Origin of the sequence: Erwinia persicina NBRC 102418 (assembly GCF_001571305.1) — a bacterium.
Taxonomy (GTDB): Bacteria; Pseudomonadota; Gammaproteobacteria; order Enterobacterales; family Enterobacteriaceae; genus Erwinia; species Erwinia persicina.
In genome coordinates this window covers 53,615-78,454 of sequence record NZ_BCTN01000013.1, presented here as the reverse complement: position 1 = coordinate 78,454, position 24,840 = coordinate 53,615, and the positions used below count along the sequence as shown (strand labels likewise).

At 58.5% G+C, this 24,840-nt stretch carries 25 protein-coding genes; 16 read left to right on the top strand and 9 right to left on the bottom strand.

What is annotated here, in order from left to right:
* Positions 1 to 154: 154 nt before the first annotated feature.
* The 3 genes from hutH to EPE01S_RS14945 all read left to right on the top strand — a co-directional run bounded on the left by hutH (position 155) and on the right by EPE01S_RS14945 (position 4,695).
* Positions 155 to 1,699 (top strand): histidine ammonia-lyase, encoded by a 1,545-nt coding sequence (gene hutH / locus EPE01S_RS14955; RefSeq protein ID WP_062746590.1) that lies wholly within the window; start codon positions 155 to 157, stop codon positions 1,697 to 1,699.
* 23 nt (positions 1,700 to 1,722) lie between these two features.
* Positions 1,723 to 3,408, top strand: a complete 1,686-nt coding sequence (hutU, locus tag EPE01S_RS14950; protein WP_062746588.1) for a urocanate hydratase — start codon at positions 1,723 to 1,725, stop codon at positions 3,406 to 3,408.
* A gap of 126 nt (positions 3,409 to 3,534) precedes the next feature.
* Positions 3,535 to 4,695: a M20 aminoacylase family protein gene (locus tag EPE01S_RS14945; protein WP_062746587.1), complete on the top strand. Its 1,161-nt coding sequence runs from the start codon at positions 3,535 to 3,537 to the stop codon at positions 4,693 to 4,695.
* Between the two features lie 60 nt (positions 4,696 to 4,755).
* Here EPE01S_RS14945 and ybiB read toward each other — a convergent pair whose 3' ends face one another.
* The 4 genes from ybiB to EPE01S_RS14925 all read right to left on the bottom strand — a co-directional run bounded on the left by ybiB (position 4,756) and on the right by EPE01S_RS14925 (position 9,146).
* Entirely contained in the window at positions 4,756 to 5,727 is a 972-nt protein-coding gene (gene ybiB, locus EPE01S_RS14940) for a DNA-binding protein YbiB (protein ID WP_062746585.1), read from the bottom strand.
* Between the two features lie 27 nt (positions 5,728 to 5,754).
* Complete coding sequence (gene dinG, locus EPE01S_RS14935; protein WP_062746583.1) at positions 5,755 to 7,917, bottom strand: ATP-dependent DNA helicase DinG; 2,163 nt, start codon at positions 7,915 to 7,917, stop codon at positions 5,755 to 5,757.
* A 138-nt stretch (positions 7,918 to 8,055) separates the two neighbouring features.
* Positions 8,056 to 8,586: a GNAT family N-acetyltransferase gene (locus tag EPE01S_RS14930; RefSeq protein WP_062746581.1), complete on the bottom strand. Its 531-nt coding sequence runs from the start codon at positions 8,584 to 8,586 to the stop codon at positions 8,056 to 8,058.
* The gene (locus EPE01S_RS14925) at positions 8,583 to 9,146 is read right to left on the bottom strand and encodes a helix-turn-helix domain-containing protein (protein WP_062746579.1); all 564 of its coding nucleotides are present in this window, start codon (positions 9,144 to 9,146) and stop codon (positions 8,583 to 8,585) included. Before EPE01S_RS14925 ends, EPE01S_RS14930 begins: the two co-directional genes overlap by 4 nt.
* A 150-nt stretch (positions 9,147 to 9,296) precedes the next feature.
* Between EPE01S_RS14925 and EPE01S_RS14920 the strand changes: the two genes are divergently transcribed.
* The 13 genes from EPE01S_RS14920 (at position 9,297) to EPE01S_RS14865 (ending at position 19,156) form a co-directional block, all read left to right on the top strand.
* The gene (locus EPE01S_RS14920; protein ID WP_062746577.1) at positions 9,297 to 10,028 is read left to right on the top strand and encodes a MerR family transcriptional regulator; all 732 of its coding nucleotides are present in this window, start codon (positions 9,297 to 9,299) and stop codon (positions 10,026 to 10,028) included.
* Positions 10,029 to 10,038: 10 nt separating this feature from the next.
* Positions 10,039 to 10,470, top strand: a complete 432-nt coding sequence (locus EPE01S_RS14915) for a nuclear transport factor 2 family protein (protein WP_062746575.1) — start codon at positions 10,039 to 10,041, stop codon at positions 10,468 to 10,470.
* Positions 10,467 to 11,183, top strand: a complete 717-nt coding sequence (locus EPE01S_RS14910) for an SDR family NAD(P)-dependent oxidoreductase (protein ID WP_062746573.1) — start codon at positions 10,467 to 10,469, stop codon at positions 11,181 to 11,183. Before EPE01S_RS14915 ends, EPE01S_RS14910 begins: the two co-directional genes overlap by 4 nt.
* 3 nt (positions 11,184 to 11,186) lie before the next feature.
* Positions 11,187 to 12,452 (top strand): NAD(P)/FAD-dependent oxidoreductase, encoded by a 1,266-nt coding sequence (locus tag EPE01S_RS14905; protein WP_062746571.1) that lies wholly within the window; start codon positions 11,187 to 11,189, stop codon positions 12,450 to 12,452.
* Complete coding sequence (locus tag EPE01S_RS14900) at positions 12,449 to 13,165, top strand: DUF1365 domain-containing protein (RefSeq protein WP_062746569.1); 717 nt, start codon at positions 12,449 to 12,451, stop codon at positions 13,163 to 13,165. Before EPE01S_RS14905 ends, EPE01S_RS14900 begins: the two co-directional genes overlap by 4 nt.
* A gap of 3 nt (positions 13,166 to 13,168) precedes the next feature.
* The gene (locus tag EPE01S_RS14895) at positions 13,169 to 14,398 is read left to right on the top strand and encodes an SAM-dependent methyltransferase (RefSeq protein ID WP_062746567.1); all 1,230 of its coding nucleotides are present in this window, start codon (positions 13,169 to 13,171) and stop codon (positions 14,396 to 14,398) included.
* A complete protein-coding gene (locus EPE01S_RS14890) occupies positions 14,395 to 14,874 on the top strand; it encodes a DUF2878 domain-containing protein (RefSeq protein ID WP_062746565.1) in 480 nt (159 codons plus the stop codon). The genes EPE01S_RS14895 and EPE01S_RS14890 overlap by 4 nt, the downstream gene beginning before the upstream one ends.
* Entirely contained in the window at positions 14,874 to 15,386 is a 513-nt protein-coding gene (locus EPE01S_RS14885) for a chalcone isomerase family protein (protein WP_062746563.1), read from the top strand. Before EPE01S_RS14890 ends, EPE01S_RS14885 begins: the two co-directional genes overlap by 1 nt.
* A complete protein-coding gene (locus EPE01S_RS14880) occupies positions 15,386 to 15,919 on the top strand; it encodes a DUF3833 domain-containing protein (protein WP_062746561.1) in 534 nt (177 codons plus the stop codon). Before EPE01S_RS14885 ends, EPE01S_RS14880 begins: the two co-directional genes overlap by 1 nt.
* Before the next feature lie 73 nt (positions 15,920 to 15,992).
* Positions 15,993 to 16,097 (top strand): protein YohO, encoded by a 105-nt coding sequence (locus tag EPE01S_RS22950; RefSeq protein WP_072277467.1) that lies wholly within the window; start codon positions 15,993 to 15,995, stop codon positions 16,095 to 16,097.
* A gap of 134 nt (positions 16,098 to 16,231) precedes the next feature.
* A complete protein-coding gene (locus EPE01S_RS14875) occupies positions 16,232 to 17,707 on the top strand; it encodes an MFS transporter (RefSeq protein WP_062746558.1) in 1,476 nt (491 codons plus the stop codon).
* A 71-nt stretch (positions 17,708 to 17,778) separates the two neighbouring features.
* Positions 17,779 to 18,510 carry a hypothetical protein gene (locus EPE01S_RS14870; RefSeq protein WP_062746555.1) on the top strand — a complete coding sequence of 244 codons (732 nt, stop codon included), beginning with the start codon at positions 17,779 to 17,781 and terminating at the stop codon, positions 18,508 to 18,510.
* Positions 18,503 to 19,156, top strand: coding sequence for an RES family NAD+ phosphorylase (locus tag EPE01S_RS14865; RefSeq protein ID WP_062746553.1), 654 nt, complete (start codon positions 18,503 to 18,505; stop codon positions 19,154 to 19,156). Before EPE01S_RS14870 ends, EPE01S_RS14865 begins: the two co-directional genes overlap by 8 nt.
* Here EPE01S_RS14865 and idi read toward each other — a convergent pair.
* The 5 genes from idi to bglX form a co-directional block, all read right to left on the bottom strand.
* Positions 19,138 to 19,692, bottom strand: coding sequence for an isopentenyl-diphosphate Delta-isomerase (gene idi / locus EPE01S_RS14860; RefSeq protein WP_062746551.1), 555 nt, complete (start codon positions 19,690 to 19,692; stop codon positions 19,138 to 19,140). The genes EPE01S_RS14865 and idi overlap by 19 nt on opposite strands.
* A 123-nt stretch (positions 19,693 to 19,815) precedes the next feature.
* Entirely contained in the window at positions 19,816 to 20,925 is a 1,110-nt protein-coding gene (locus EPE01S_RS14855; protein ID WP_062746549.1) for a suppressor of fused domain protein, read from the bottom strand.
* Between the two features lie 151 nt (positions 20,926 to 21,076).
* The gene (locus EPE01S_RS14850) at positions 21,077 to 21,490 is read right to left on the bottom strand and encodes a lysozyme inhibitor LprI family protein (RefSeq protein WP_245006688.1); all 414 of its coding nucleotides are present in this window, start codon (positions 21,488 to 21,490) and stop codon (positions 21,077 to 21,079) included.
* A gap of 28 nt (positions 21,491 to 21,518) precedes the next feature.
* Complete coding sequence (locus tag EPE01S_RS14845; protein ID WP_062746545.1) at positions 21,519 to 22,385, bottom strand: oxygenase MpaB family protein; 867 nt, start codon at positions 22,383 to 22,385, stop codon at positions 21,519 to 21,521.
* Positions 22,386 to 22,435: 50 nt separating this feature from the next.
* Entirely contained in the window at positions 22,436 to 24,733 is a 2,298-nt protein-coding gene (gene bglX, locus EPE01S_RS14840; RefSeq protein ID WP_062746543.1) for a beta-glucosidase BglX, read from the bottom strand.
* Between the last annotated feature and the right edge of the window lie 107 nt (positions 24,734 to 24,840).

Genomic DNA, 24,840 nt, shown 5'->3' with positions numbered 1-24,840 from the left:
ATCCATCGTCACCCTGTCGCGGTCACCCGTTTTGTGACACAGCTGGCACAATGCTTGCAGGTTGTATAGACAAGACTATACGTATGTGATTCACTCATTAGCATCTTGTTAACAAAATTCAATACAACCCTAGTTGTCTATACAGGAGTATACCATGTCACTGACTACGCATCATTGCCTGCTGACGCCGGGCAAGGTGGATCTGGCCACGTTAAAAGCTATTTATCGCGGAGGAGTCACACTGGCGCTGGACGACACATCGCGCAGCCGTATTCAGCAGGCGAGTGCCACGGTGGCTGCCATTGTCAAAGAAGGCAAAGTGACCTACGGCATCAATACCGGCTTTGGCAAACTGGCGCAGACGACCATTCCCACAGAGCGCCTGGCGGAACTGCAGCGTAATCTCGTGCTGTCGCACAGCGTCGGGCTGGGCGATCTGCTGCCGGATGATGTGGTGCGGGTGATTATGGCGACCAAGGTCATCAGTCTGGCACGCGGTCATTCGGGCATCCGCATTGAGCTGGTCGATGCCCTGATTGCCCTGTTTAATGCCGGAGTGATGCCCTGTATTCCGGAAAAAGGATCGGTCGGTGCTTCCGGCGATCTGGCGCCGCTGGCGCACCTGTCGCTGATGCTGCTGGGCGAAGGTGACGTCCGCGTGAACGGCAAACTGATACCGGCGACAGAAGGGCTGGCCCTCGCCGGTCTGCAACCGATTGTACTGGGGCCGAAAGAGGGCCTGGCCCTGTTGAACGGTACTCAGGTGTCGACTGCGCTGGCGCTGCGCGGCCTGTTTGAGGGCGAAAACGTGTTTGCTGCCGGGCTGGTGGCCGGAGCCCTGTCGCTGGAAGCCATCAAAGGCTCGATTAAACCTTACGACCGTCGTATTCATGAGGCACGCGGCCAGCAGGGGCAGATTGATGTCGCTGCGGCCGTCTCTGCGCTGCTGGAAGGCAGTCATATCCTGACATCACACGCTAACTGCGGGCGGGTGCAGGATCCTTACTCTATTCGCTGCGTGCCGCAGGTGATGGGTGCCTGCCTGGACAACCTCAACCATGCGGCAAAAGTGTTGCAGATCGAGGCGAACGCCGCCTCCGATAACCCGCTGGTGTTTACCGATACCGGGGAAGTGATCTCCGGTGGGAACTTCCATGCCGAGCCGGTTGCCTTTGCCGCCGATATTATCGCCCTGGCCGTGGCGGAAATCGGGGCGATTTCCGAGCGCCGGCTTGCCCTGCTGCTGGATACCGGCCTTTCCGGCCTGCCGCCCTTCCTGGTCAACGATGGCGGGGTGAACTCCGGTTTTATGATAGCCCAGGTGACCGCCGCGGCGCTGGCCTCTGAAAACAAATCCCTCGCCCACCCGGGGAGCGTGGACAGCCTGCCTACCTCCGCCAATCAGGAAGATCACGTTTCGATGGCCACCTATGCGGCCCGTCGCCTGGGGGCCATGTGCTTTAACACGGCTGCCGTGGTGGGGATTGAGGCGATGGCCGCCGCACAGGGTATTGATTTTATCCGTCCGCTGAAAAGCTCTCCACAGCTGGAGCAGGTGCTGGCCGGCGTCCGCGAACGTGTGGCTTATCTGGAAAAAGATCGCCTGATGGCCCCGGATATTGAGCAGATGCGCCTGTGGGCGACATCAGACCACTGGCCAGAAACGATCGCCGCCCTGCAGCCTGCACGCGCGCGCTAAGCCTGTTTGAAAAGGAAAAAATAATGACTGATTCCGTAAGCAAAGCCGTCGCCCGCACGATCCGTGCCCCGCACGGCAGTGAACTGCACTGTGCCAACTGGCTGATCGAAGCCGCTTACCGCATGATCCAGAACAATCTCGACCCGGATGTGGCCGAACGCCCGGAGGATTTGGTGGTATACGGTGGCATTGGTAAAGCAGCCCGTAACTGGGCGTGCTTCGAGCAGATCCTGCGTTCACTGCAGGCGCTGCAGCCGGAAGAGACGCTGCTGGTCCAGTCCGGTAAGCCGGTGGGCGTATTCCGTACCCATGCCGATGCACCACGCGTACTGATTGCCAACTCTAACCTGGTGCCGCACTGGGCCACCTGGGACCACTTCCACGAGCTGGATAAAGCCGGTCTGATGATGTACGGCCAGATGACGGCCGGATCCTGGATTTATATAGGCGCACAGGGCATTGTGCAGGGTACGTTCGAAACCTTCGTAGAAGCTGGCCGTCAGCACTACAACGGCGACCTGACGGGGAAATGGATCCTCACCGCCGGGCTGGGGGGGATGGGCGGTGCACAGCCGCTGGCAGGAGTGCTGGCCGGAGCCTGCGTGCTGGCCGTTGAGTGCCAGGAGTCCCGCATTGATTTCCGTCTGCGCACCCGTTATCTCGATCACAAAGCATTTTCCGTGGATGAGGCGCTGGCGATTATCGATAAGGCCTGCAAAGAAAAACGTGCCATTTCCGTCGGTCTGCTCGGCAATGCCGCGGAGATCCTGCCTGAGCTGGTGCAACGTGCCAAAGCCGGGGGTATGAAGCCGGATATCGTGACCGACCAGACCTCCGCACACGACCCGATTAACGGTTACCTCCCTGCGGGGTGGGATCTGGCACGCTGGGAGTCCAGCCGCCAGTCCGATCCGAAAGCCGTCGAAAAAGCCGCCCGTGCGTCAATGGCTGTCCATGTTCAGGCGATGCTCGATTTCTGCCATATGGGCATTCCAACCGTGGATTACGGTAATAATATCCGCCAGGTGGCGCTGGACGAAGGGGTCAAAAATGCCTTCGATTTTCCGGGTTTTGTTCCGGCCTACATTCGCCCGCTGTTCTGCGAAGGTAAAGGCCCCTTCCGCTGGGTGGCGCTCTCCGGCGACCCGGAGGACATCTATAAGACCGATGCAAAACTGAAAGCGCTGTTCCCTGAGCATACCAACCTGCACCGCTGGCTGGATATGGCCCAGGAGCGCATCGCCTTCCAGGGTCTGCCTGCCCGTATCTGCTGGCTGGGCCTGGGAGAGCGGCATCTTGCCGGTCTGGCCTTTAATGAAATGGTGCGTAACGGTGAGCTGAAAGCGCCCGTGGTGATTGGTCGTGACCACCTTGACTGCGGATCGGTGGCGTCGCCAAACCGGGAAACGGAAGCAATGATGGACGGGTCGGATGCGGTGTCCGACTGGCCGCTGCTGAATGCCCTGTTGAATACCGCAGGCGGGGCGACCTGGGTCAGCCTGCATCACGGTGGCGGCGTGGGAATGGGCTTCTCCCAGCACGCCGGGGTGGTCATTGTCGCGGACGGCACCGCTGAAGCTGATGCACGGCTGAGCCGCGTGCTGTGGAACGATCCGGCCACAGGTGTAATGCGCCATGCCGATGCCGGATATGAGGTTGCCAGAGACTGTGCCCGCAGGCATGAGCTGACTCTGCCGATGGCCAAATAACGCCCCTGACGGGCCTGGCTCTCAGGCCCGTTTTTCTGACTCCCTGCCCTATCCTTCCCCGTTTTATGCTAACTTATTTTCTGCCCGCTACTGGATAGCAGAGTCCCTGAACAGGAGAAGTAACCTATGGTCGTTCCCGTTTCGCTGATTGATGAGGCCACCGGCTGGCGCAGGGCCTTTCATGCCCATCCGGAGCTGGGCTATCAGGAGCATCAAACCTCACAGGCGGTAGCGGACCAGCTAACGGCGATGGGCCTGCAGGTTCACCGGGGTCTGGCCGGAACAGGCGTGGTCGGCACGCTGGAAAACGGCCCCGGCCCGACCATCGGCCTGCGGGCCGATATGGATGCGCTGCCCATGACCGAACTCGGCAATCCTCCGCACCGCTCCACCCGGGCGGGGGTGATGCACGCCTGCGGCCATGATGGCCATACGGCGATCCTGCTGGCGACCGCGCGGCATCTCACTGCCACCCGATGTTTTAGCGGTACCGTTCACTTTATCTTTCAGCCTGCCGAAGAGAACCTCGGCGGGGCCCGTCGTATGGTCGAAGAAGGCTTATTTACGCTGTTCCCGATGGATGCGGTCTATGGGATGCACAACTGGCCGGGTCTGCCTGCGGGGCACGTGGCGGTCAACGAAGGGGCAATGATGGCCTCGCTCGATTCGTTTGAAATTACCCTGCACGGGCGCAGTTGCCATGCGGCGATGCCGGAAAATGGCGCAGATCCCATTGTCGCCGCTGCCCAGCTGATCCTGGCCCTGCAAACCATTCCCGCGCGCCGTCTGTCACCACTGGCATCAGCGGTAGTGAGCATTACGCAGATTAACGGCGGTGAAGCGATCAACGTGATACCGGAAACGGTGGTGCTGCGCGGGACGTTACGCTGCCTGCAGGCCGACGTGCGCCTGCGGGTTCGTCAGATGATTGATGAGTTTGTGACCACTTTCACGGCTCCGCTGGGGATTGAAGGCAGTATTGTTTATCAGACTGACTATCCGGTGACCGCGAATCATGCCACGGAGGCGGCGCAGGTGCGCGATGCAGCACTGACGATACTGCCGGCAGAGCAGGTTCACTTCAACGTTAACCCGTCAATGGCATCGGAGGATTTCGCCTGCATGTTGGAGGCCTGCCCGGGCGCCTATTTCTGGCTGGGGGCCGACGGCAGTACCCCATCAGCTCCGCTGCACAACGCCCGTTATGACTTTAACGATGCATTAATCGGCCCCGGCATTGCGCTGTGGACCGCGCTGGTCACAAAGCTGTTACCGGCATCCGTTTAAGGCCGCCCACAAAACAGGGTTTGAACGGGACGGCCTTTTTTCCGCTCGTCCCGGGCCCACTTAATACCCTGCTGAAGCGATCTGCGCTAAAGCTTCGTCCAGATCGCTGGCCCGTCCGGTGGCCAGATAACAGCAGGCAATTTGCAGACGCAGCGACGCGGGCAGCGGCACCTCACGATCCAGACAGCGGCGGATCCAGGCGGCCGTCGTGGCGGCATCTTTGGCCTGTGGCAGAAGGTCGCCATTCAGCACGGTCTCCTCCTGGCGTGCCAGCAGCACCTGCGGCTCTTGTCCGGCAATCAGCGTGATCGACGGACAGCGCTGCGGATTAGCGTAGACCTCCCCTTCCGTCCCGTTCAGTAATAAACCTCGCCCACCGATAGCACTGAAAAAAGCCGCCACGCGCGGGATGTATTCCGGGTGCGAAACGCTGGCAATGCGCAGCGCCGCCTCTTCTGCAAATGGCGTCGCCAGTTTCGCCAGCGTGTGCGCACTGTTGCGCACCCCCATACGCCAGCGCAGTGACAGCTGCTGCTCCATCGGCTGACACAGTGTGCCAATGGTGAAAAATGCCAGCTCCCCCGCATCCAGCCTTGACTGCGCGTCGTCTGCCCCCGTCACCGGGGCAACGTCCAGCGCGGCAAACACCGCTTCACTGGTCACCCGCGTCGGGTCATCGCTGACGCCGTGTACCACCACCGGGAAGCCAAGGTGCGACAGCAGCAGCGCCAGTAATGGCGTCAGATTGCCCTGACGGCGCGCCCCGTTATAGCTGGGGATCACCACCGGCATCGGCCGGTCTGCAGGTGGGGTCAGGCGCGGCATCTGCTCCTGCATTGCGCGGTAAAATCCCTGCATTTCATCTTCGCCTTCACCCTTTATGCGCAGGGCAATCAGTATCGCACCCAGTTCCAGATCGGGTACCTCACCGGCCAGCATGCAGCGATAAAGTTGATGTGCGGTGTCAGCATCAAGATGACGGGCGTGATTCTTACCGCGTCCGACTTCTTTAATAATCTTGTTATATTCCATGCTTATGCTCAGTCAGAGTTAAGGGGGTTAACGACGCCGGCGCGCTGCGGGCTTCTTTTTCACCGCAGGTGCGACGGCCCTGGGCAGTTCACCCTCCGGCATCGGTGGCTGCGCAATCGGGAACACCGGTAGCGCCCCCAGCAGACGTGCGCCATAGCTTTTGCTGATCAGCCGGCGGTCATAAATCACAATCTCGCCGAAACAGTCATGGCTGCGGATCAGCCTGCCCACCTGTTGGATCAGGTTAAACGAGGCACTGGGCAGACTTTGCACTTCAAACGGATAGCGCTTCAGGCTTTTCAGCCACTCGCCCTCCGTCAAAATAACCGGACTGTCTATCGGGGGGAAAGCAATTTTATGAATATGCACCTGGGAAAGCAGATCCCCCTTCAGATCCAGCCCTTCTGCGAAGGACTGTAGCCCCACCAGCACGCTGGTCTCCCCCTGCTCCACGCGTTTGCGGTGCAGCGCCACCAGCGCAGGCCGGGGTTTATCCCCCTGCACCAGCATCATCAGCCTCAGCTCGGGCAGGTAGGCGAGAAACTGATGCATGGCGCGACCACTGGCGAACAGCACCAGAATACCTTTATGGGCGGCCAGCTTAATCTGATGACGGAAAAAGTGCGCCATTTCAGCAAGATGCATCACTTCATTGGCCAGCATCGGCTCATATTTCATCTGCGGGATAATCAGCGTCCCCTGCGTCACGTGATTAAACGGGGAGTCGAGTGCGACAAAGCGGTCACCCTGTTTTTCACTCAGCCCGGACATCTCCTGCAGGCGCTGAAAACTGTTGAGGGAACGCAGCGTGGCCGACGTCACCACCACGTGAGGGATCTTACGCCACAGTAATTTTTCCAGCTGTTCACTGACGCGGATGCCGGCACAGTGAAAAAGCAGATGTGCCGAACCGTCACGTACTTCCCGCGTCACCCATTTGGATACCGGCGCACCGGAGGCCTGCTCCATCGCTGCCAGCCGCCACAGCTTGCTGGTCGCTTCAAACCAGCCCAGAGCACGGCTCATCTGAATCAGTGTGCGGTGCAGACGCACCACGTCAAACTGCCCGCTCTTCTCGCTGAGGTCATTCATCATCCCTTCCGCCAGCCCGCGCAGCGCATCGCTGAGTTTAAACAGCCGGGCGCAGATCGTCAGGATCTCGTCGGGAAGTCGCCCCATCTCAAAGCGATACTCCCCTTCCTGGCTGTCCGGCGGCAGATACAGCCCCAGGATCTGCGACAGCATCTGCAACTGTTCGCGCACCTCTTCGCAGTGCGCTTTCAGTTTATCGGGGTGGCTGAGAGACGGCGGCCGCTTGGGGCGGAACTGCGCCAGGCACTGCTCCACCAGACGGCAAAACAGATCGAGCTGCAGCTGGGTCCAGCCCGGCGTAATATCGCCGCTCATCTCCAGGGCATCGCGCGCCACATCCGGCAGGTGATGGCCTTCATCCAGTACCAGCAGCAGATTTTTCGGCGGGGGCAGTACGGATTCGGTCTCCAGCGCGGCCATCACGAGGGCATGGTTGGCCACCACCACATCAGCATCTTCAATTTCGCGGCGGGCCACATAGAACGGGCATTCACGGAACCAGTTGCAGTTGCTGCCGAGGCAGTTGGCTTTATCGGTGCTGAGGCGCTGCCAGAGGGAGTCTTCGATATTTTCCGCACAGTGATCGCGCAGCCCATCCCACTGGTAGCGTTTCAGGGATTTTTCCAGTTCGGTGCAGATCGCCCGCTCATCCTTGCTGGCGGTCATATCGTCATCAAGGAACAGCAGCAGATCGCCCTGATTTTCTTCATCCGTGGCCAGGGCGGAGAGATTGCGCGGGCAGACGTAGCGTCCACGGCCAAAAGCAGCCGTAAATTTCAGATCGGGAATAATTTTCTTCAGCAGCGGCAAATCTTTGCTGAAAATCTGATCCTGCAGCGCCACGTTAGCGGTGCTGACCACCAGTGGTTTTTCTTCGGCGCGGCTGACGGCAATGCCGGGGATCAGGTAGGAGAGCGTTTTCCCCACGCCAGTGGGGGCTTCAATGGCCAGATGACGTCCGTCATCTCCCGACAGCGTTTTAGCCACCTCAGCAATCATCTGACGCTGAGGTGCGCGCGGAATAAAATCGGGGACCTGCTGCTGCAGGGCTTTATACCACCCGGCAATTTGCGTTTTTAACGCGACAGTTAACGCCATGACAACCACTTCCAGCTAAACAAGCCTGTATTTTTACACAGTATGGCGGCGGCGTCAGCCTGCAAACGTTAATCTTGCAGGAGCGCCTGCTGTTTCAGCAGGCCATCCCGTGCAGGACAGGGCTTCCCCCCGCGCACTTTAAATCCCCTTCCCCGGGATCTTAAACATCACCGTGGTTGCCTCCATCACCCCGGCGGTGGATCGGGCATAGTCGGGGATCTGCCCCGCCACCCGCCACCCCAGCGAGCCGTACAGCGTTTCAGCCACGTCACCGCTGCGGGTATCCAACACCAGCAGGCTGCGGCCGAGTTCAGCAGCGCGTGCCTCCGCCTGTTGCATCAGCGCGCGGGCAATGCCGCTGCGACGCGCCTCAGGGTGAACCAGCAGTTTGCACACCTCGGCGCGGTGGGCGCCGTTGGCGGGCATGGCCAGCGTCAGCATCACCGTACCGACAATCCGCCCTTCCCGCCGGGCGACCAGCAGCTGTTTATCCCCGCAGGCCAGGCTCAGAACCGCATCAAGCCAGAAACGGTTAAACTGCTGCGAGTCGCGATCGACAAAACCGATACTCGCGCCTTCGGCCACGCAGCCATCCAGCACATCACACAGCGCCGCGATCTCCTGTCGGGCCTGTGCCGCGTCCAGCCACTGATAACTGATAGTTTTCATGGGCGAGCCACCACCAGCGCGTAATGCGCCCCGGCAGGCTCAGGCGCATGAAAAGTGCTACGCCCAAACAGATGAAAGCGCAGGCAGTCGCCCTGTTCCAGTCGCCACAATTGCCCCTCCATATGAAATTCCAGCACCCCTTCCAGTATCCAGATATGTTGTTCCAGCCCGGACAGCGGGGGAATGTCGTAATCAATGCGCGCACCGCCCTGCAGTCTGGCATCTATCAGCTCGGCATGAAACGTCTGAGCGGGGGGAGAGATCGACCGGCGCTCATAACCATTTTCCACATCGCGCCAGACGTTTTGTTGATGTGGCCGCAAAAGCTGTACAGCGTCCTGTTCCACTTCACTCAGCAGCCGTGACATGGTCAGCCCGTAAGCATGACACAGACGGTTAAGCAATGACGCGGTGGGACTGGTCTCAGAACGTTCGATGCGGGATAGCGAAGCGCGGCTGATCCCGGTAAGCTCGGCCAGTGTTTCCAGCGACCAACCTTTTTCCAGGCGCAGGTCTGCAAGGCGTTGTGCCAGACGTTGTTCCGTTGGAGTATGTTCCACTTTATTTTCTCATATATGGGAATTAATCTCTTAAATGAGATATAACAGGCCATTTCCACTATTTCAACTTGTACAATAAATAATACTTTGTACAACCTGATAATATTGGTTAGGCTGATAACAGGTCTGACAGTCAGTAAGAGGTAATTCATGGCACTGTACAGTATCGGAGACGTCGCAGAGCGCTGCGGCATCAATCCGGTAACGCTGCGCGCATGGCAGCGTCGCTATGGTCTGCTTAAGCCACAGCGTACAGAAGGAGGTCATCGTCTGTTCGATGAAGACGATGTGGCGCGCATTGAAGAAATTAAACGCTGGATTGAGAGCGGCGTGCCGGTCGGCAAGGTGAAAGCCCTGATCGAAGGCGAAAACATTAATACGGATGATGGATGGGCGGCCATTCAGGAAGAGATGCTGATCGTTGTCCGCCAGGTACGCCCGTCTAAATTACGGGTAAAAATTGCCGCCATAGGAAAAGATAATCCGGCCGAAATGCTGATCGACAACGTATTCGTACCGATTCGTCAGCGACTGGGGTTAGATCAAAACACTGCCAGAGCGATGTGTAGTTTATTAGATGGCGCGTTAATTGATTACATTGCCTTCTGTTTAACCGGCTCACGTAAAAAAGCGGGTAAAGATGCCCTGCTGATCGGCTGGGGGATCGCTGACCGCACGCGGCTGTGGATGGAGGCCTGGCGGCTTTCTCAGCAAGGCTGGCGTATCGACGTACTGGCAGAACCGCTGGAGTCGCCGCGTCCCGAGCTGTTCCCCGGACAGCATATTTTTGTCTTCACCGAGAAAGCCCTGACCAAACGCCAGCAGGAGCAGTTAACCCAGTGGCAGGCTCAGGGATTCTCGATTACCGCACACGGCCAGTGAGGGATCCGGTATGACGCAGCAGATCGCACTTCAGCAGTTAGTGACGTTTTATCAGACCCTGGACAGCACGCGTCTGACGATGCTGGCAGAGATATACCATCCGGATGTCCGTCTGAGCGATCCGGTCGGTGAGCACCAGGGCCTGGCCGTCGTTGAGCAGTACTTTGCCAGCCTGCTGAAGAATATGCGTTACTGCCGTTTTGTCGTCACGCTGACCCGCGAGTTTGACAGCGATGCGCTGCTACTGTGGCGTATGGAGTACGCGCATCCCTCGTTACAGGGCGGTGCAGATCAGACGCTGGAAGGCAGCAGTTATCTGCAGTTTCGCGAAGGCAAAGTCGTCTTCCAGCGGGATTATTACGATATGGGCGCCATGCTCTACGAGAAGCTGCCGCTGCTCGGCAGCGTCATTGGACTGGTCAAAAAGAGGCTGCAACCATGAATCGTGTTCTGATCACCGGAGCCAGCTCCGGCATTGGCCTGCAGCTAGCCCGCGACTATGCCGCCGACGGCTGGCATGTCACCGCCTGCGGCCGCAACGAAGAACGACTGGAGACGCTGCGTCAGGCCTTTCCGCAGATTGAAACCTGCGTCTTTGACATCACCGACCTGGCGGAAACCCGAACGGCACTGAGCGGCAAGCTGGTCGATCTGGCTATTCTCTGTGCCGGTACCTGTGAGTATCTCGATCACGGCGTGGTGGAAGCAGAGAAAGTCCACCGGGTGATGCTGACAAACTTCAGCGGGCCCGTGAACTGCCTCGACAGCCTGCTGCCTCAGATGCAGCCCGGCAGCCGCGTGGCGCTGGTCGGTTCCACCGCCAGTATGGTTCCCCTGCCCCGTGCTGAGGCTTACGGTGCCTCCAAGGCGGCCCTGGCCTATTTTGCCCGCAGCCTGGCCCAGGACGTGAAGCGCCAGCAGGTCGGCATTACCCTGGTGCTGCCCGGGTTTGTTGACACGCCGCTGACGCAGCGCAACGATTTTGCCATGCCGATGATCGTCGATGTGGTTCAGGCTTCGCGCATTATTCGCCGCGGCCTGGCAAAAGGAAAAGCTGAGATTGCTTTCCCCGCACTGTTTGCTTTTATCCTGCGGGTGACCTCCCGGTTACCCCTGGCCCTTCAGCGTCTGTTAACGCAGAAAATAGCGAGGTAAATCGTGCGCGTTGCGATTATTGGCAGTGGTATTGCTGGCCTGAGCTGTGCGTGGAAATTAGCCCCGCGCACGGAAGTCCACCTTTATGAGTCAGGCTCCACACTCGGCGGTCACACGGCGACGGTGGACGTTGAGCTGGACGGTAAAAACTGGGCGATTGATACCGGGTTTATTGTTTTTAATGACCGCACCTACCCGCGTTTTCTGGCCCTGCTGGCTGAACTGGGGCTGGAAAGCCAGCCCACTGAGATGAGTTTTTCCGTGCGCAACACCCGTACCGGACTCGAATATAACGGCCATTCGCTCAGCAGCCTGTTCGCCCAGCGCAGTAACCTGCTGAAACCCTCCTTTTACCGTTTCCTGGCTGAAATTGTGCGCTTCAACCGCTGCGGTAAGCAGTGGCTGACGCACCAGCAGGAACAGGGCACACTGGATGAATTCCTCACCGCACAGGGGTTCAGTGACTTCTTTGCCCGGCACTATATTCTGCCCATGGGGGCCGCTATCTGGTCCGTCTCGCTGAGTGAAATGCGCCGGATGCCGCTGACGCAGTTCCTCAATTTCTTTAACCATCACGGCCTGCTGGATTTAACTCACCGCCCGCAGTGGTACGTCGTGCCCGGTGGATCGCGTGAATATATTCGCCGCCTGATGCAGTTGACAGGTCAGCAGATGCAGGTCTATCTGGATACCCCGGTCACCCGTGTGACGCGCGATGCACAGGGCGTTACGCTGGAAAGCGCGCGCGGTGTCGAACGTTATGACCAGGTGATCTTTGCCTGCCACAGCGACCAGGCGCTGCACCTGCTGCACGATGCCTCTCAGCAGGAAAGTGAGATGCTGGCTGGGGTGCCTTATCGTGCCAATGAAGTGGTCCTGCACACCGACACCAGCCTGCTGCCGAAGAGCCGTGCGGCCTGGGCCAGCTGGAACTATCGCCTGAATGACAGCGACGATAACAGCGAACAGCAGGGTGCCAGCGTAACCTACAATATGAATATTTTGCAGGGCATTGCCTCTGCACACACCTTCTGCGTCAGCCTGAACCCCACTCAGACCATCGACCCGGCAAAAGTGTTACGCCGCTTCGAATATCACCACCCTCAGTTTGGTCCTGACTGCCTGCGAACCCAGCAGCAGCGGCTGTTGCTGAACGGAACGAACCGCACGTGGTTCTGCGGGGCCTGGAGCTATAACGGCTTCCATGAGGATGGTATTCGCAGTGCCCTCGACGTGGTCGTGGCGATGGATCAGGCAGGCCTGCTGTGAACAGCGTCCTGTACAGCGGCCACGTGCGCCACCGCCGCTTTACGCCGGTGGATCACCAGTTCAGTTATCGTATTTTTATGCCGCTGATTGATCTGGATGAGCTTCCGCTGCTGAAAAATGTGGGCATTGGCAGCAGCCGTCTGTGCGCTGCCAGCTTCAGCGAGGATGATTTTCTCGGCGGCGGCGGCAACATCAAACAGCGTGCACAGGCTCGCATTGCTGCCCTGACGGGTGAGCATCTCTCCGGACGCGTGATGCTCCTGACCCAGCTGCGCTACTTCGGCTGCTCGTTTAATCCGGTCAACCTTTACTATCTTTACGACGCCGCCGACACCCTGCGCTGGATGCTGGCCGAAGTGCGGAATACGCCATGGAACGAGCGCCACACCTACGCGGTGAAACCGGACGGCAGCGAAACCACGCAAAAAGCGTTTCATGTCTCACCCTTTAACCCTATGGATATGGTTTATCACTGGCGGCTGTCGCCACCGGGTAAATCTCTGGCCGTACATATTGAAAACCACCGCGAAGGCCGTGAGTTTGACGCCACGCTACATTTACGCCGTCAGCCGCTCACCCGGCAGACGCTGCGCCATTTCCTCTGGCGCTTCCCGATGATGACCGTTCGAACCGCGCTGGCGATTTACTGGCAGGCGTGGAAACTTTGGCGCAAAGGTGCGCCTGTCTATGACCACAGCAAGTCGGAGAAATAAACCATGACTGGCACCGACCTCAGTCTGACACGCCGTGCAAAAAGGGGTAAACGCTTCTCCGCTTCCCGCCGGGTGATTTTTTCCCTGCTGCAGGCGATTAAAGGCGCAGGTCTGACCCTGCACGATCCCCATCTCGGCACACAGTTCTTCGGCGATGCCCAGGCACCGCTGCAGGCCGAAGTGATGGTTCATCATTCTCGCGCCTATCGCCGCATTCTGCTGGGAGGCAGCATCGCGGCGGCAGAAACCTATATGGATGGCGAGTGGGAAACCCCGGATTTAACCGCAGTGATCCTCACGCTGGCACAAAATATCCGCGTGGCCGATAAGCTGGAAGCCCGTCTCAGCTGGCTCACTGCCCCGTTTAACCAGCTGGTCCATGCGCTGCGGCGGAATAATGTGCGGCAGGCAAAACGGAATATTGCGGCCCATTACGACCTTGGTAACGATTTCTATACCACCTTTCTGGATGAAGCCATGCTCTATTCCAGCGCCTGGTTCCAGCAACCGGAGATGACGCTGGAGCAGGCGCAGCAGGCGAAAATGAAACGCCTGTGCGTCAAACTGGCGCTGACCCCTCACGATCACCTGCTGGAAATTGGCAGCGGCTGGGGGGCGATGGCCGAATTTGCCGCCCGCGAATACGGCTGCAGGGTGACCACCACCACCATTTCCCGCGAGCAGTATGAATACTGCTGTCAGCGTATCGCCGCGGCTGGCCTCAGCGATCGCGTCACCGTACTGTGTGAGGATTATCGTAATCTCAGCGGCCAGTACGACAAAATCGTATCGATTGAAATGATCGAGGCGGTAGGTAAACGCTATATCCCCCTGTTTATCGAACGCTGCCAGCAGTTGCTGAAGCCGGGTGGCCGCCTCGCCCTGCAGGCGATTACCATCAGTGAAGAACGCTTTGATGGCTATGCGCGCGGTGTGGACTTTATCCAGCGCTACATCTTCCCCGGCGGCTTTTTACCGTCGGTCAGCCTGCTGCAGAACACCCTGCGGGAGGTCAGCGATTTTAGCGAGATCGACCAGCTTGAGATTGGCCCCGACTACGCAAAAACCTTACAGCTGTGGCGGCGACGTTTCGACCACGCATGGCCGCAGCTGGCGCAGGGACGCTTTGACGAACGCTTCCGCCGCATGTGGCTATTTTATCTCTGCTACTGCGAAGCCGGTTTCCGTGCCCAGACCATTGGCACCGTCCAGCTGACGCTGCAACGCGCATGAGCCGCCTGCGCTTCTGGCTGTTGACCCTCGGATTCGATGTCTACTGGGGACTGGCGGTTGCGCTGCGCGCGCGTATCTGGCCGCTGCTGTGCGGGGTGGCGCTGTTCGCCTGGTTCCTCTGCCCCAGCCGGATCAAACCCCGGCTGCTGCTGGTGGCGTTACTGGGGATAGCACTGGACAGCCTGTGGCTGCGGCTCGGGCTGTTCCGCTTTACTCAAAGCGAAACAGTACCGCTCTGGATGATGGCTCTGTGGCTGGCGTTTGCCTGCTGGTGGTGGCTGATCCTCACCCGCTTTGCGCCCGGTCGCCTCTGGCAGGTGCTGGCCGGCGCGCTGGGTGGCCCGTTTTCCTATTTTATCGGTGAGCGGCTGGGCGGCCTGCAGTGGCATCAGCCCCTGCTCGTCGTTATGGCAGCCCTGGCCCTGGGCTGGGCGCTGTATTTACCCTTAGCCAGCCATCTTCTGCGGAGCAAATGATGAAAAAATGGCTGTTGTTATTACTGTTGTGCTCACCGCTGACCCAGGCCGCTGACTGGCTGCGCTGGCAGACAGTCGGTCAGGCCACGCTCACCTGGGGACCGTTTACCGTCTACGACTCGCAGCTGCTGACCCCCGGAGGGCGCTGGCAGGCGCAGCAGTGGCCACTGGCGCTGGTCATTACCTACCGCCGGGATATCAGCCGCCAGGATTTGCTGGACGCCACGCTGGAACAGTGGCAGGCACAAAAAACAGGGACGCCGGATCAGCGCCAGCAGTGGCTGAAAACACTGGCCACCGTCTGGCCAGACGTGAGCCCGGGTGACCGACTGGCCTTTCAGGGCGATGCCGGCGGCGGGCAGTTTTACTGGCAGGATGCCGGAACGCAGGCGGTTATCCGTCCTGTCGGGCCGCGCTTTGATACCGCCTTTCGCGATGCCTTCCTCAATATCTGGCTTTCGCCACAATCGACTTACCCCGATATCCGTCGGGAACTGACCGGAGGTGAATGATGTGGAAATCCCTGTTACTGACCTGCACCCTGCTGCTGTCAGGCTGTGGTACAACGATTGACGAATATCAGCAGGCCCAGCCAAAGATTGATATTTTTAGCTGGTTCAACGGTGAGTCCCGCGCCTGGGGCATGGTGCAGGATTACAGCGGCAAGCAGATCCGCCGTTTCGAGGTGGCCATCCAGGGTCAGGTGGTCGGTGACACACTGACGCTGAACGAAAAGTTCGTTTATGATGACGGCGAGAAGCAGACCCGCGTCTGGCATATTCGCCGCCTGGCTGACGGCAGCTATGTGGGTACCGCAGGCGATATTATTGGTACCGCGAAGGGTCATGCCAGCGGCAACGCCTTCAACTGGCGCTATACCATGACGGTGAAAACCGATGACAGCAGTTATAAACTGAACTTCGACGACTGGATTTATCAGCAGGATGCCCTGCACCTGATGAACGTTACCTCGATGAAAAAGTTTGGTGTTGAAGTGGCGCGCGTCACGTTATTTTTCTCAAAACAGCCCGCAGCGGCACAATAAAACCCCTGTTCGGCTTAATTACGCAGGGCGAAAGCGCTATACTTCGCCCTCCGTAAGAAAAACAGGTTTCGTGATGAACTTACAAAAGATTGGTGTGGTATTTATTTTTCTGCTGATGGCGCTGGGCGGTATTGGCGGCGTTATGCTGGCCGGTTATACCTTCATCGTTCGCTCCTGACGGGAGGGCAGGTCGCACTCCTCCTGCCGCCCCGCTAAGTGTCATTCGTTTTAACTTATAACCAGCTGGAATTTCTCTCTCCAGGTCATGTCGTTATGCTCTGAGTTTACTTCTTAAAATAAAACTCAAACATCATGACTGAAATCACTTCATCCGCGCACGTCGCGCTGGCGGGGAATGCACCGACTGGTGAAGTCTTGCCGATCCGTAAGGCGTCTGACGTCTCTCAGCTGGTCAATAACAGCACTCACTCCGGTCACAACGCCCGTATCGTCATCGCTATCGCCCTGGGCGGTGTGTTTCTTGATGCCTACGATCTGGGTGCACTGGCCTTTGGCATGAAGGACGTCACGCGTGAATTTGGCCTGTCCCCCGCCGGGGCCGGCATGATCGCTTCGTCCATTACGCTGGGTGCCATCGTTGGCGCGCTGTTGGGGGGGTATCTCACCGATAAAATCGGGCGTTACCGCGTGTTTATGGCGGATATGTTCTTCTTTGTCTTCGCCGCCCTCGCCTGCGCATTTGCGCCGAATGAATACGTGCTGGCGGCAGCGCGTTTTGTCATGGGTATGGGTATTGGCATCGATTTGCCCGTGGCCATGGCCTTCCTGGCAGAGTTCTCAAAACTGCGCGGACGGGGCAATAAAGCGGCCAGTATCGCCATGTGGTGCCCGACCTGGTACGCCGCCATCTCGATCTCATATCTGCTGGTTCTGTTTTTCTGGTCAGTGCTTCCGGAAAGCCACAGCGATCTGATGTGGCGCATCATCCTCGGCTTCGGGGCCGTGCCTGCGCTGATCATTATCGCCATTCGCAGCCGCTATATGAGCGAATCCCCGGTCTGGGCCGCCAATCAGGGCGATCTGCAGGGTGCGGCGGCGATCCTGCGTAACGCATGGGGCATTAATGCGCATGTCGCCCCAGATGCCGATCTCAGCCCGGCCAGCACCGTGCGGCGCGCCAGCTGGCGTAATTACGGATCCTTATTCAAAGGGATTTACCTGAAGCGCACCCTACTGGCGACAATCACCTCGATTGTCTCCCCTTTTGCTTATAATGCCGTGGCATTTGGTCTTCCGGTCATTATCTCCAGCTTCCTGGCACAGTCGATGCTGAACACCATCCTGCTGTCGCTGGCGCTGAATCTGCTGTTTGCCTTTGTCGGCGGCACGCTCGCCGTACGACTGGTGCCGCGTTTTGGCGCGTGGAAAATGATGACGCTGGGCTATGCATTCCAGATCGTGGCCCTGGTTGGTCTCGCTCTGGTCGGCCGGCCGCAGGACGGGCATCAGGCGGCTATTTCCATTGGGATGCTGGCTCTGTTTCTGCTGGGTCAGGGCTTCGGTCCGGGTGCGCACACGATGACCTACGCGTCACTCAGCTACCCGACCTCCCTGCGCGGCGTCGGCGTCGGATTTAACCAGACGATGGTCCGTGCCAGCTCCACCGCGTCACTGTTCCTGTTCCCGGTGCTGGCCGCCCTGCTGGGTACCAATGTGTTCTGGGTGATTGGCATGGCACCGGTGATTGGTCTGCTTGCACTGCTGATGATTCGCTGGGAACCCTCTGGCTACGATGTGGACGCCGAGGACTTCGCCCCCGCCCGGTGATGGAATTTTAGACACCCCGTTAAATATGCGATATATTCAATCTATGCAATATATTCAGACAGGGGTGTTTTATGTCCACTAAAATGACAGCCGTCACACCGGAAACCGTCGGTCTCCTCAACGGTCATCAGTTGCGCAATATGGTCGCGGAGGAGAGCGCCGAATATCTGGTAATTAATGTTAACCAGTTAAAAGAGCACGCGTCACCGCCCGCAGACAGTCGCGATGCCCTGCGCAAAAAGCTGGATACGCTGGTCAATAATCCTCTGCTCGATCCCGCCCTTGCTCTGGCACTCTTTGAGGTTGCGCAGACGCTGCTGATGCCGGCGCGGCGTAAAGCAAAGGTCGTCCCGGCGGCAAAAAAAACCGCCAGTATCTTTGACGGCTATGAGCACCTCAGGGCCAGTAATCAGCAGCGCGCGCAGGATATCCGCGCCTTTGTGCTGCGTGAAGATGAATGGATTGCCTCCGGAGAACTGTCCGACAGGGCACACTTTACCAACCGCAACCGCAGCGCCGGGCCGAACGCCTGGAAGCGTCGCGGGAAAACGTTTGCGGTCAGCATCGATGGTCAGGATCGTTACCCTGATTATGCCTTTGATGAGGCCTGGCAACCGCTGCCAGTGATCAAACGGGTACTGGAGATCTTCGATGGTACCCGCACCTCCTGGGCGCTGGCGGCCTGGTTTGCCAGTAACAATAGCTGGCTGGGCGGACGTAAACCGAAAGACCTGCTCAACAGCGATCCGCAGGCGGTGGCTGAAGCCGCTCTTCAGGCAAGGTCAGGAGCACAGCATGGCTAAGGAGAGCCACAACGAAAAAGGACTTTTGCCGCCAGCGGGCGCGGTCGTGATTAACGATCTGTGCCTGCTGCCTGGCCACATATTGTTTCGTGTTCACCGCCAGCAGTTCGCGGGCGACGGCTTTAACACCACGACACAGGGTAACGCTCGCTTCAGCCCGATATTCGATCGGCTGGGCGCCGTGATCCCCACCCTCTATGCCGGCGATGCCACACGCGTGGCGCTCTGCGAGGTGATTTTCCACGATGTTGATATTTCTCAGCCCGCTATCGTCTACCCGGTAAATCAGCTGACTCCCTTTCGTCACAGCCAGCTGGTGACCAAGGTGCCTGTTCAACTGGCCAGCCTGGATTTACCTTCTCTGGTAAAAATGCGGGTGGGGAAAAAACTGATTCACTCCGATGCCAGCGGCTACGGGATCACCCGACAATGGGCAGAAGCCATCCACCAGCAGCACCCGCAGGTTCAGGGGCTGACCTGGCCCTCACGTCAACATGAGGGCAATGCGTACCTGTTTTTTGGCGATCGTATGGCCGGCAAACTGCAGATATCCGGACGTGGAACAGAGCCACTGACCTCCCCTCCCGTGGTGGGTGAACTGCTGGCGCTGGCAGACCGTATGGGAATTTATCTGGAGGAATCGTGACAGGGTGGCAAGGCGATGTAGCGGGCAAACTCGGCCGGGATGCGCGCAAAGGTCAGCAGAAACCAGGGGGTAAAGCGTTCCGGGTGGGTATGCATTTCACGCTGAATATCCGTTAGCGAACTGTAGCGCCACGCCTCCGCTTCTTCCGGGTTAATGCGCGGCGGGTCATCGCTGACCGCGAAATAGACATGACCATATTCATGTTCGGTCAGGCCGTTACTGAGCGGCAGGTTGTAGCTGAGTTCAAACACCGGCTGGAGCGGCAGACGCAGTCCCATCTCTTCTTCAAGACGCCGCTCGGCCGCACTCTGTGTGGACTCGTGCGGGTAGGGGTGACCACAGGTGGTGTTGCTCCACAGTCCGCCGCAGTGGTATTTATCCCTGGCACGACGCTGTAGCAGCAGCTGATGGTCAGAATTAAACACGTAAACGGTGACCGCACGATGCAGCAGCCCCTTTTCGTGAACTTCCATTTTTTCCATCTTACCGGTAGGACGGTCCAGACTATCGACCAGTATTACTTCAATTGCAGACATGCCGACTCCTCAGAACTGATACTGACTATTCTGGCATAAGAGGCGGCAGTGGATCTGCACTAAATCGTGCTTTCGTTAACGTTCCCGGTAATTGCCCACGTCCCTGGCGGGCGGAAGGCGGCATTACTCTTCTGCGTTGACCACCTGCTGACGGGCACGGAAAATATGTCCGCTGCCATACTGCAACAGCCGGGCAACCAGCTCCATACCGCCATTCTCTCCGGCCTGCGCAAACTCGCGCTCTGGCGTGGTAATCGGCGCCGCCCAGAGCAGATTGACCTTCTCACCGTCGCGTTTTGGCAAAGGAAACTGACCGCTTTCACGGCCAAGGGCAGAGGAGAGAATAAACCCTTCGAAGCCCATCGGGGCCGTGGCAGAAACCAGTGTATGCCCCTCGCCCAGCCAGCTGAGGCGCGCCCACGGCATATGAGCAAACCCGGCCAGCGCACTGGCCATCTGTACCGCATTCTCTTCCGTCATCACCTCAGCATCTACCGCCATTGCCAGTTCAGTACGCCGGTACTCCGGTGCCAGATCTTCATAGAGGAAGTCGACCCAGGGCATCGGGCGAATGCACATACCCAGCGTCAGGAAATACCAGCTACCCTCATGGTAATGCTGCGAGATCGCCATCGGTGGCCAGTTACCCTGGTCGATAGAGTAATATTTAAGTGACTCACCGTACTGAGCTTCATAGCACTGCAGCATTTCCTGCTGAAACGGTTCCCACAGCTGGCCGTCGTGCCACTCTCGCCAGAACTGACGGTGCTGCTGCGCGGCGGCGTAATTTTTATTGGTGGAGGCAGAGCCCAGCGGTGAGGTCAGGCGGTTAGCTTTAATGCAACCCGCAGAAAAACTCACCTGCTGATCCTGATACAGGCTCCAGCCCGGGATCACCGCCAGTAGCTGCCCCTGATACCAGACCGCAGCGCCATCATCGCTGGGTTCCCAGATAATCTGCAGTCCGGCCGGGTCGAGCATCGGCTCGGCAGCAAGCGTCCGGCAATATTCCGCACTCAGCAGCGGTGGCGTACCCTGCTGCATCGCGGCAACATCGTCCTGCTGCGGAGCAGGCAGCAGGTTACGCAGCCAGCAGCCTCGCACGGCAAACTGCTGGCGAAACGCTTCGGCCGGCCAGATATAAAAATAAGCGGTGCGTTCATCCTGCTCAACAATTGCAATCAGCGTCTGTTGCTGATTGGCCACCTCAGCAATCTGATAGGGCTGTGTCATAAGGCCTCGACGGTTGTAGGGTTCCATTCCCCTGAGAACAGGTCAGGATAAGAGGAGAGAATGGCGCGTTGCACCCTGTCAGGGCAAGGGTAAAAGTCTCAAAATGGTGCAGCCGGAAGACGGCGTGGTTTTCCGCTGCCCCCTCACGGGGTCAGTCGCCCATCCGGGTGCTGTTACGCAGCCGATATAGATCCCGCGCTTTGTCTCTGACAACATTCAGTTTCGATTCGGCCGCCACCGGTCCCCAGACCGTGCCCTGCTGCTGCTGATAAAAGTGATTTATGCCCTGAAAGTAGCTGTCGCGATAGCCTATCCACGCGCGCTGCGCCTTTTTCAGCGCCGCCTGCGCCGCGGGCGACTGCCCGGCCAGCAACTGCTTATACTGGTTGTTCAGCTCACTGTCCCAGGCGGTGTTTGCCGCCTCATAGCACTGCAGATTCTCAAGCGTACTGACCGCCTGCTGCTGGCAGCGCTCCAGCTGCGTGTCCAGATCCTGCCGTAACCGTTCTGCACCGCTGGCCGTTGCGGCGATCAGCAGCAGCGCACCGGCAAAAAGAATTTTCATGATCATCTCCTTCGTCGTCAGTACACACTTATCGCCCTACCCGCGTCATTGCCCGCTGATACGCGCCGCGTGAAATTGCCCAGCGCAGCATTCTGGCGATGATGGCAATACGCAGCCGTATCAGCCGTCGCCGCAGCGGGGAAAAGTGCAGGCCAAACGCCTGTAGCGCCCAGTCCGGCAGCAGCTCGATACCGGCGACCAGCATCGCATTCATCGCCGGTCGCGCCTGCCAGGAGGGCGCGGGTGCATTCAGCAACAGCGACAGAACCTCCTGGGTGCGCTCATCGCACCGCAGCTGCGGCCGCATCGCCGTCAGGTACGTCTCCACTGCCGCCACGCTGTCCGGCACCTGTTCAGCCCCCAGCGCTTCGGCCACTAACGCCGCCTCAGCGTAGTAACGGTTCTGCTCTGCCAGACTCAACTGCGGATTTTTATAGCGCAGATGAGCTGCGAGGAAACAGCGCGTTTCTGCTACGTGTACCCAGGTCAGCAGCTGCGGATCGCTGGCAGCATAAGGCTGACCCCGTGCGTCCACGCCGGTGACGCGCAGGTGAATACGTTTCACCCGCGCGATCAGCGTATGGGCATCTGCGGTATTACCAAAGGTGGTGACGGCGATAAACTGGCTGGTCCGGCGCAGCCGTCCCATCATATCGTCGCGGAAGGTGGAGTGGTCCCAGACCCCGGCCAGTGCCAGGGGATGTTGCATCTGTAACAGGAGTGCGGCGATCCCACCGCATAACATGGACGGGAAATCACCGTGTACCCGCCATATCACGCTGTCAGGGCCATAAAGGCCTGGGTCACCCGGGGGTTGTGACAGATCAAACTCGTTCAGTGACAGCCCGTTTAAACGAAAAACCTGCTGCTGAATTCTGTCGCGTAAACTGACCATTCTTTTCGCCTGGTAAAACAGAACGGGCGGGGCAGCCCCCGCCCTGGGGTTTACAGATAATCAAACTCAGCGTTGACGGTCCGGGCAGAATCCAGCCCGATCATCACGCTAAATTTACCCGGCTCGGCCACCTGCTGCATTCTGGCATTCCAGAATTTCAGCGCGCTGACGTCGATCGGGAAGGTGACCGTCCGGGATTCGCCCGCCTTCAGCATAATGCGCTTAAAGCCCTTCAGCTCTTTCACCGGGCGGCTGATACTCGCCACCTCATCACGCAGATAAAGCTGAACCACCGTCGCCCCATCGCGCTTACCGCTGTTCGTGACGGTGACGCTGGCGTTCACTGTTCCGTTACGCGGCATCGTGGCAGATGACATCTTAACCGGGGAGAGGGTGAACTGCGTATAGCTCAGTCCGTAGCCGAACGGGAACAGTGGGCCATTTGCCTCATCGAAGTAGTGAGACGTGTACTTATTCGGGTTTTCGAAGTTATACGGACGGCCGGTATTCAGGTGGTTATAGTAGATCGGGATCTGACCCACCGAGCGTGGGAAGGACATCGGCAGCTTACCGGACGGATTGTAGTCACCGAACAGCACATCGGCGATGGCGTTACCGCCCTCGGTACCGCTGTACCAGCTTTCCAGCATCGCATCCGCCTGCTGCGTTTCATGGGTCAGCGTCAGCGCACGCGCGTTCATCAGCACCATCACCAGCGGTTTGCCGGTCGCCTTAATGGCATCAATCAGCTTCAGCTGGCTCTCCGGCAGCGTCAGATCGCTGCGGCTGGAGGCTTCATGCGCCATACCGCGTGCTTCACCAATGGCCAGCACCACCACATCCGCTTTCTTCGCGGTTTCAACGGCTTCATCCAGCATCTGTTGCGGCGATCGTGTATCCACGGTCATCGCTTTTTCATACAGATTGATAAAGTCCTGAATGCCTTTATCGTCGGTGACGTTGGCCCCTTTGGTGTACAGCAGCGTCGCCTTACCGGCAGTGGCATTTTTCATCCCCTGCAGCAGGGTCACGGACTGGGCGGCCACACCCGCAGCAGACCAGCTGCCCATAATATCAATCTGGCTGTCAGCCAGCGGGCCGATCAGCGCCACCGTGCCGGATTTTTTCAGCGGCAGCGTCTCCAGACGGTTTTTTAACAGCACCATACTTTTACGCGCCACATCCCGCGCTTCGGCACGATGCAGGCGGTTTTCCGCATTAGTATCTGCCGGATCGCTGCTGGCGGGCCCCAGATGGCTGTACGGGTCATTAAACAGGCCCATATCGTATTTAACGTTCAGTACGTGGCGCGCGGCGTCATCGATCTCTTTTTCACTGACCTGGCCACTTTTAACCAGCCCGGGCAGGTACTTGCTGTAGTACTCGTCGCTCATACTCATGTCGATGCCGGATTTCAGCGCAATACGCACGGCATCCTGCGGGTCGCTCGCCACGCCGTGTTTGATCAGCTCTTTGATCGCGCCATGATCGCTGATGGTGATGCCTTTAAAACCCCAGTCATCACGCAATACATCTTTTAACAGCCAGCTGTCGGCACTGGCCGGGACACCATTCAGTGAGTTCAGCGCCACCATCACCCCACCACTTCCGGCGTCCAGCGCCGCTTTATACGGCGGAAGATAGTCCTGGAACAGGCGCTGTGGGCTCATATCCACGGTATTGTAATCACGCCCGCCTTCAACCGCCCCATAGGCGGCGTAATGCTTGACGCTGGTCATCACCGAGTAGCGATCGGCCGGGCTTTTACCCTGCATGGCCTGCACCATGGTGCGGCCCATCACGGACGTCAGGTAAGTGTCTTCCCCGAAGCCCTCCGAGCCGCGTCCCCAGCGCGGTTCCCGGGTCACATCGACCATCGGTGCCCAGGTCATATTTAACCCATCATCGGCGGCCTCATAAGCGGCAATACGGCCCACTTGCGCCACGGCATCGGTGTCCCAGCTGGAGGCCAGCGCCAGCGGAATGGGGAACTGAGTGCGCTGACCATGGATCACATCATAGGCAAAGAACAGCGGGATTTTCAGACGGCTGAGCTGCATGACCTGATCCTGCATCTCACGGATATCATGACGGGTCACGGTATTGAAAATCGCGCCCACCTGCCCCTGCTGGATCATATCGCGGATCGCGGATTTGGGATTATCCGGCCCGACGCTGATCAGCCTCAACTGGCCAATCTTTTCATCCAGGGTCATTTTTTTCAGCAGGTCGGTGACAAAAGCGTCGCGTGCCTGCGGTGTGAGTGAGTGCGGGCCGATCAGATCGTCGGCAAATACTGGCTGAATCGCCAGCGTAACGGCAAGGCTGACAGAGCAAATCCATTTCATCAGAGGGTTTTCTCTCAAGTGACTGTGGCGTATCTATTATTTTACTGCCGGTAACACATGGCAGCAGTGTGTCATACCTTGAGAATAGCAGCTAGTTTTCAGGTGAT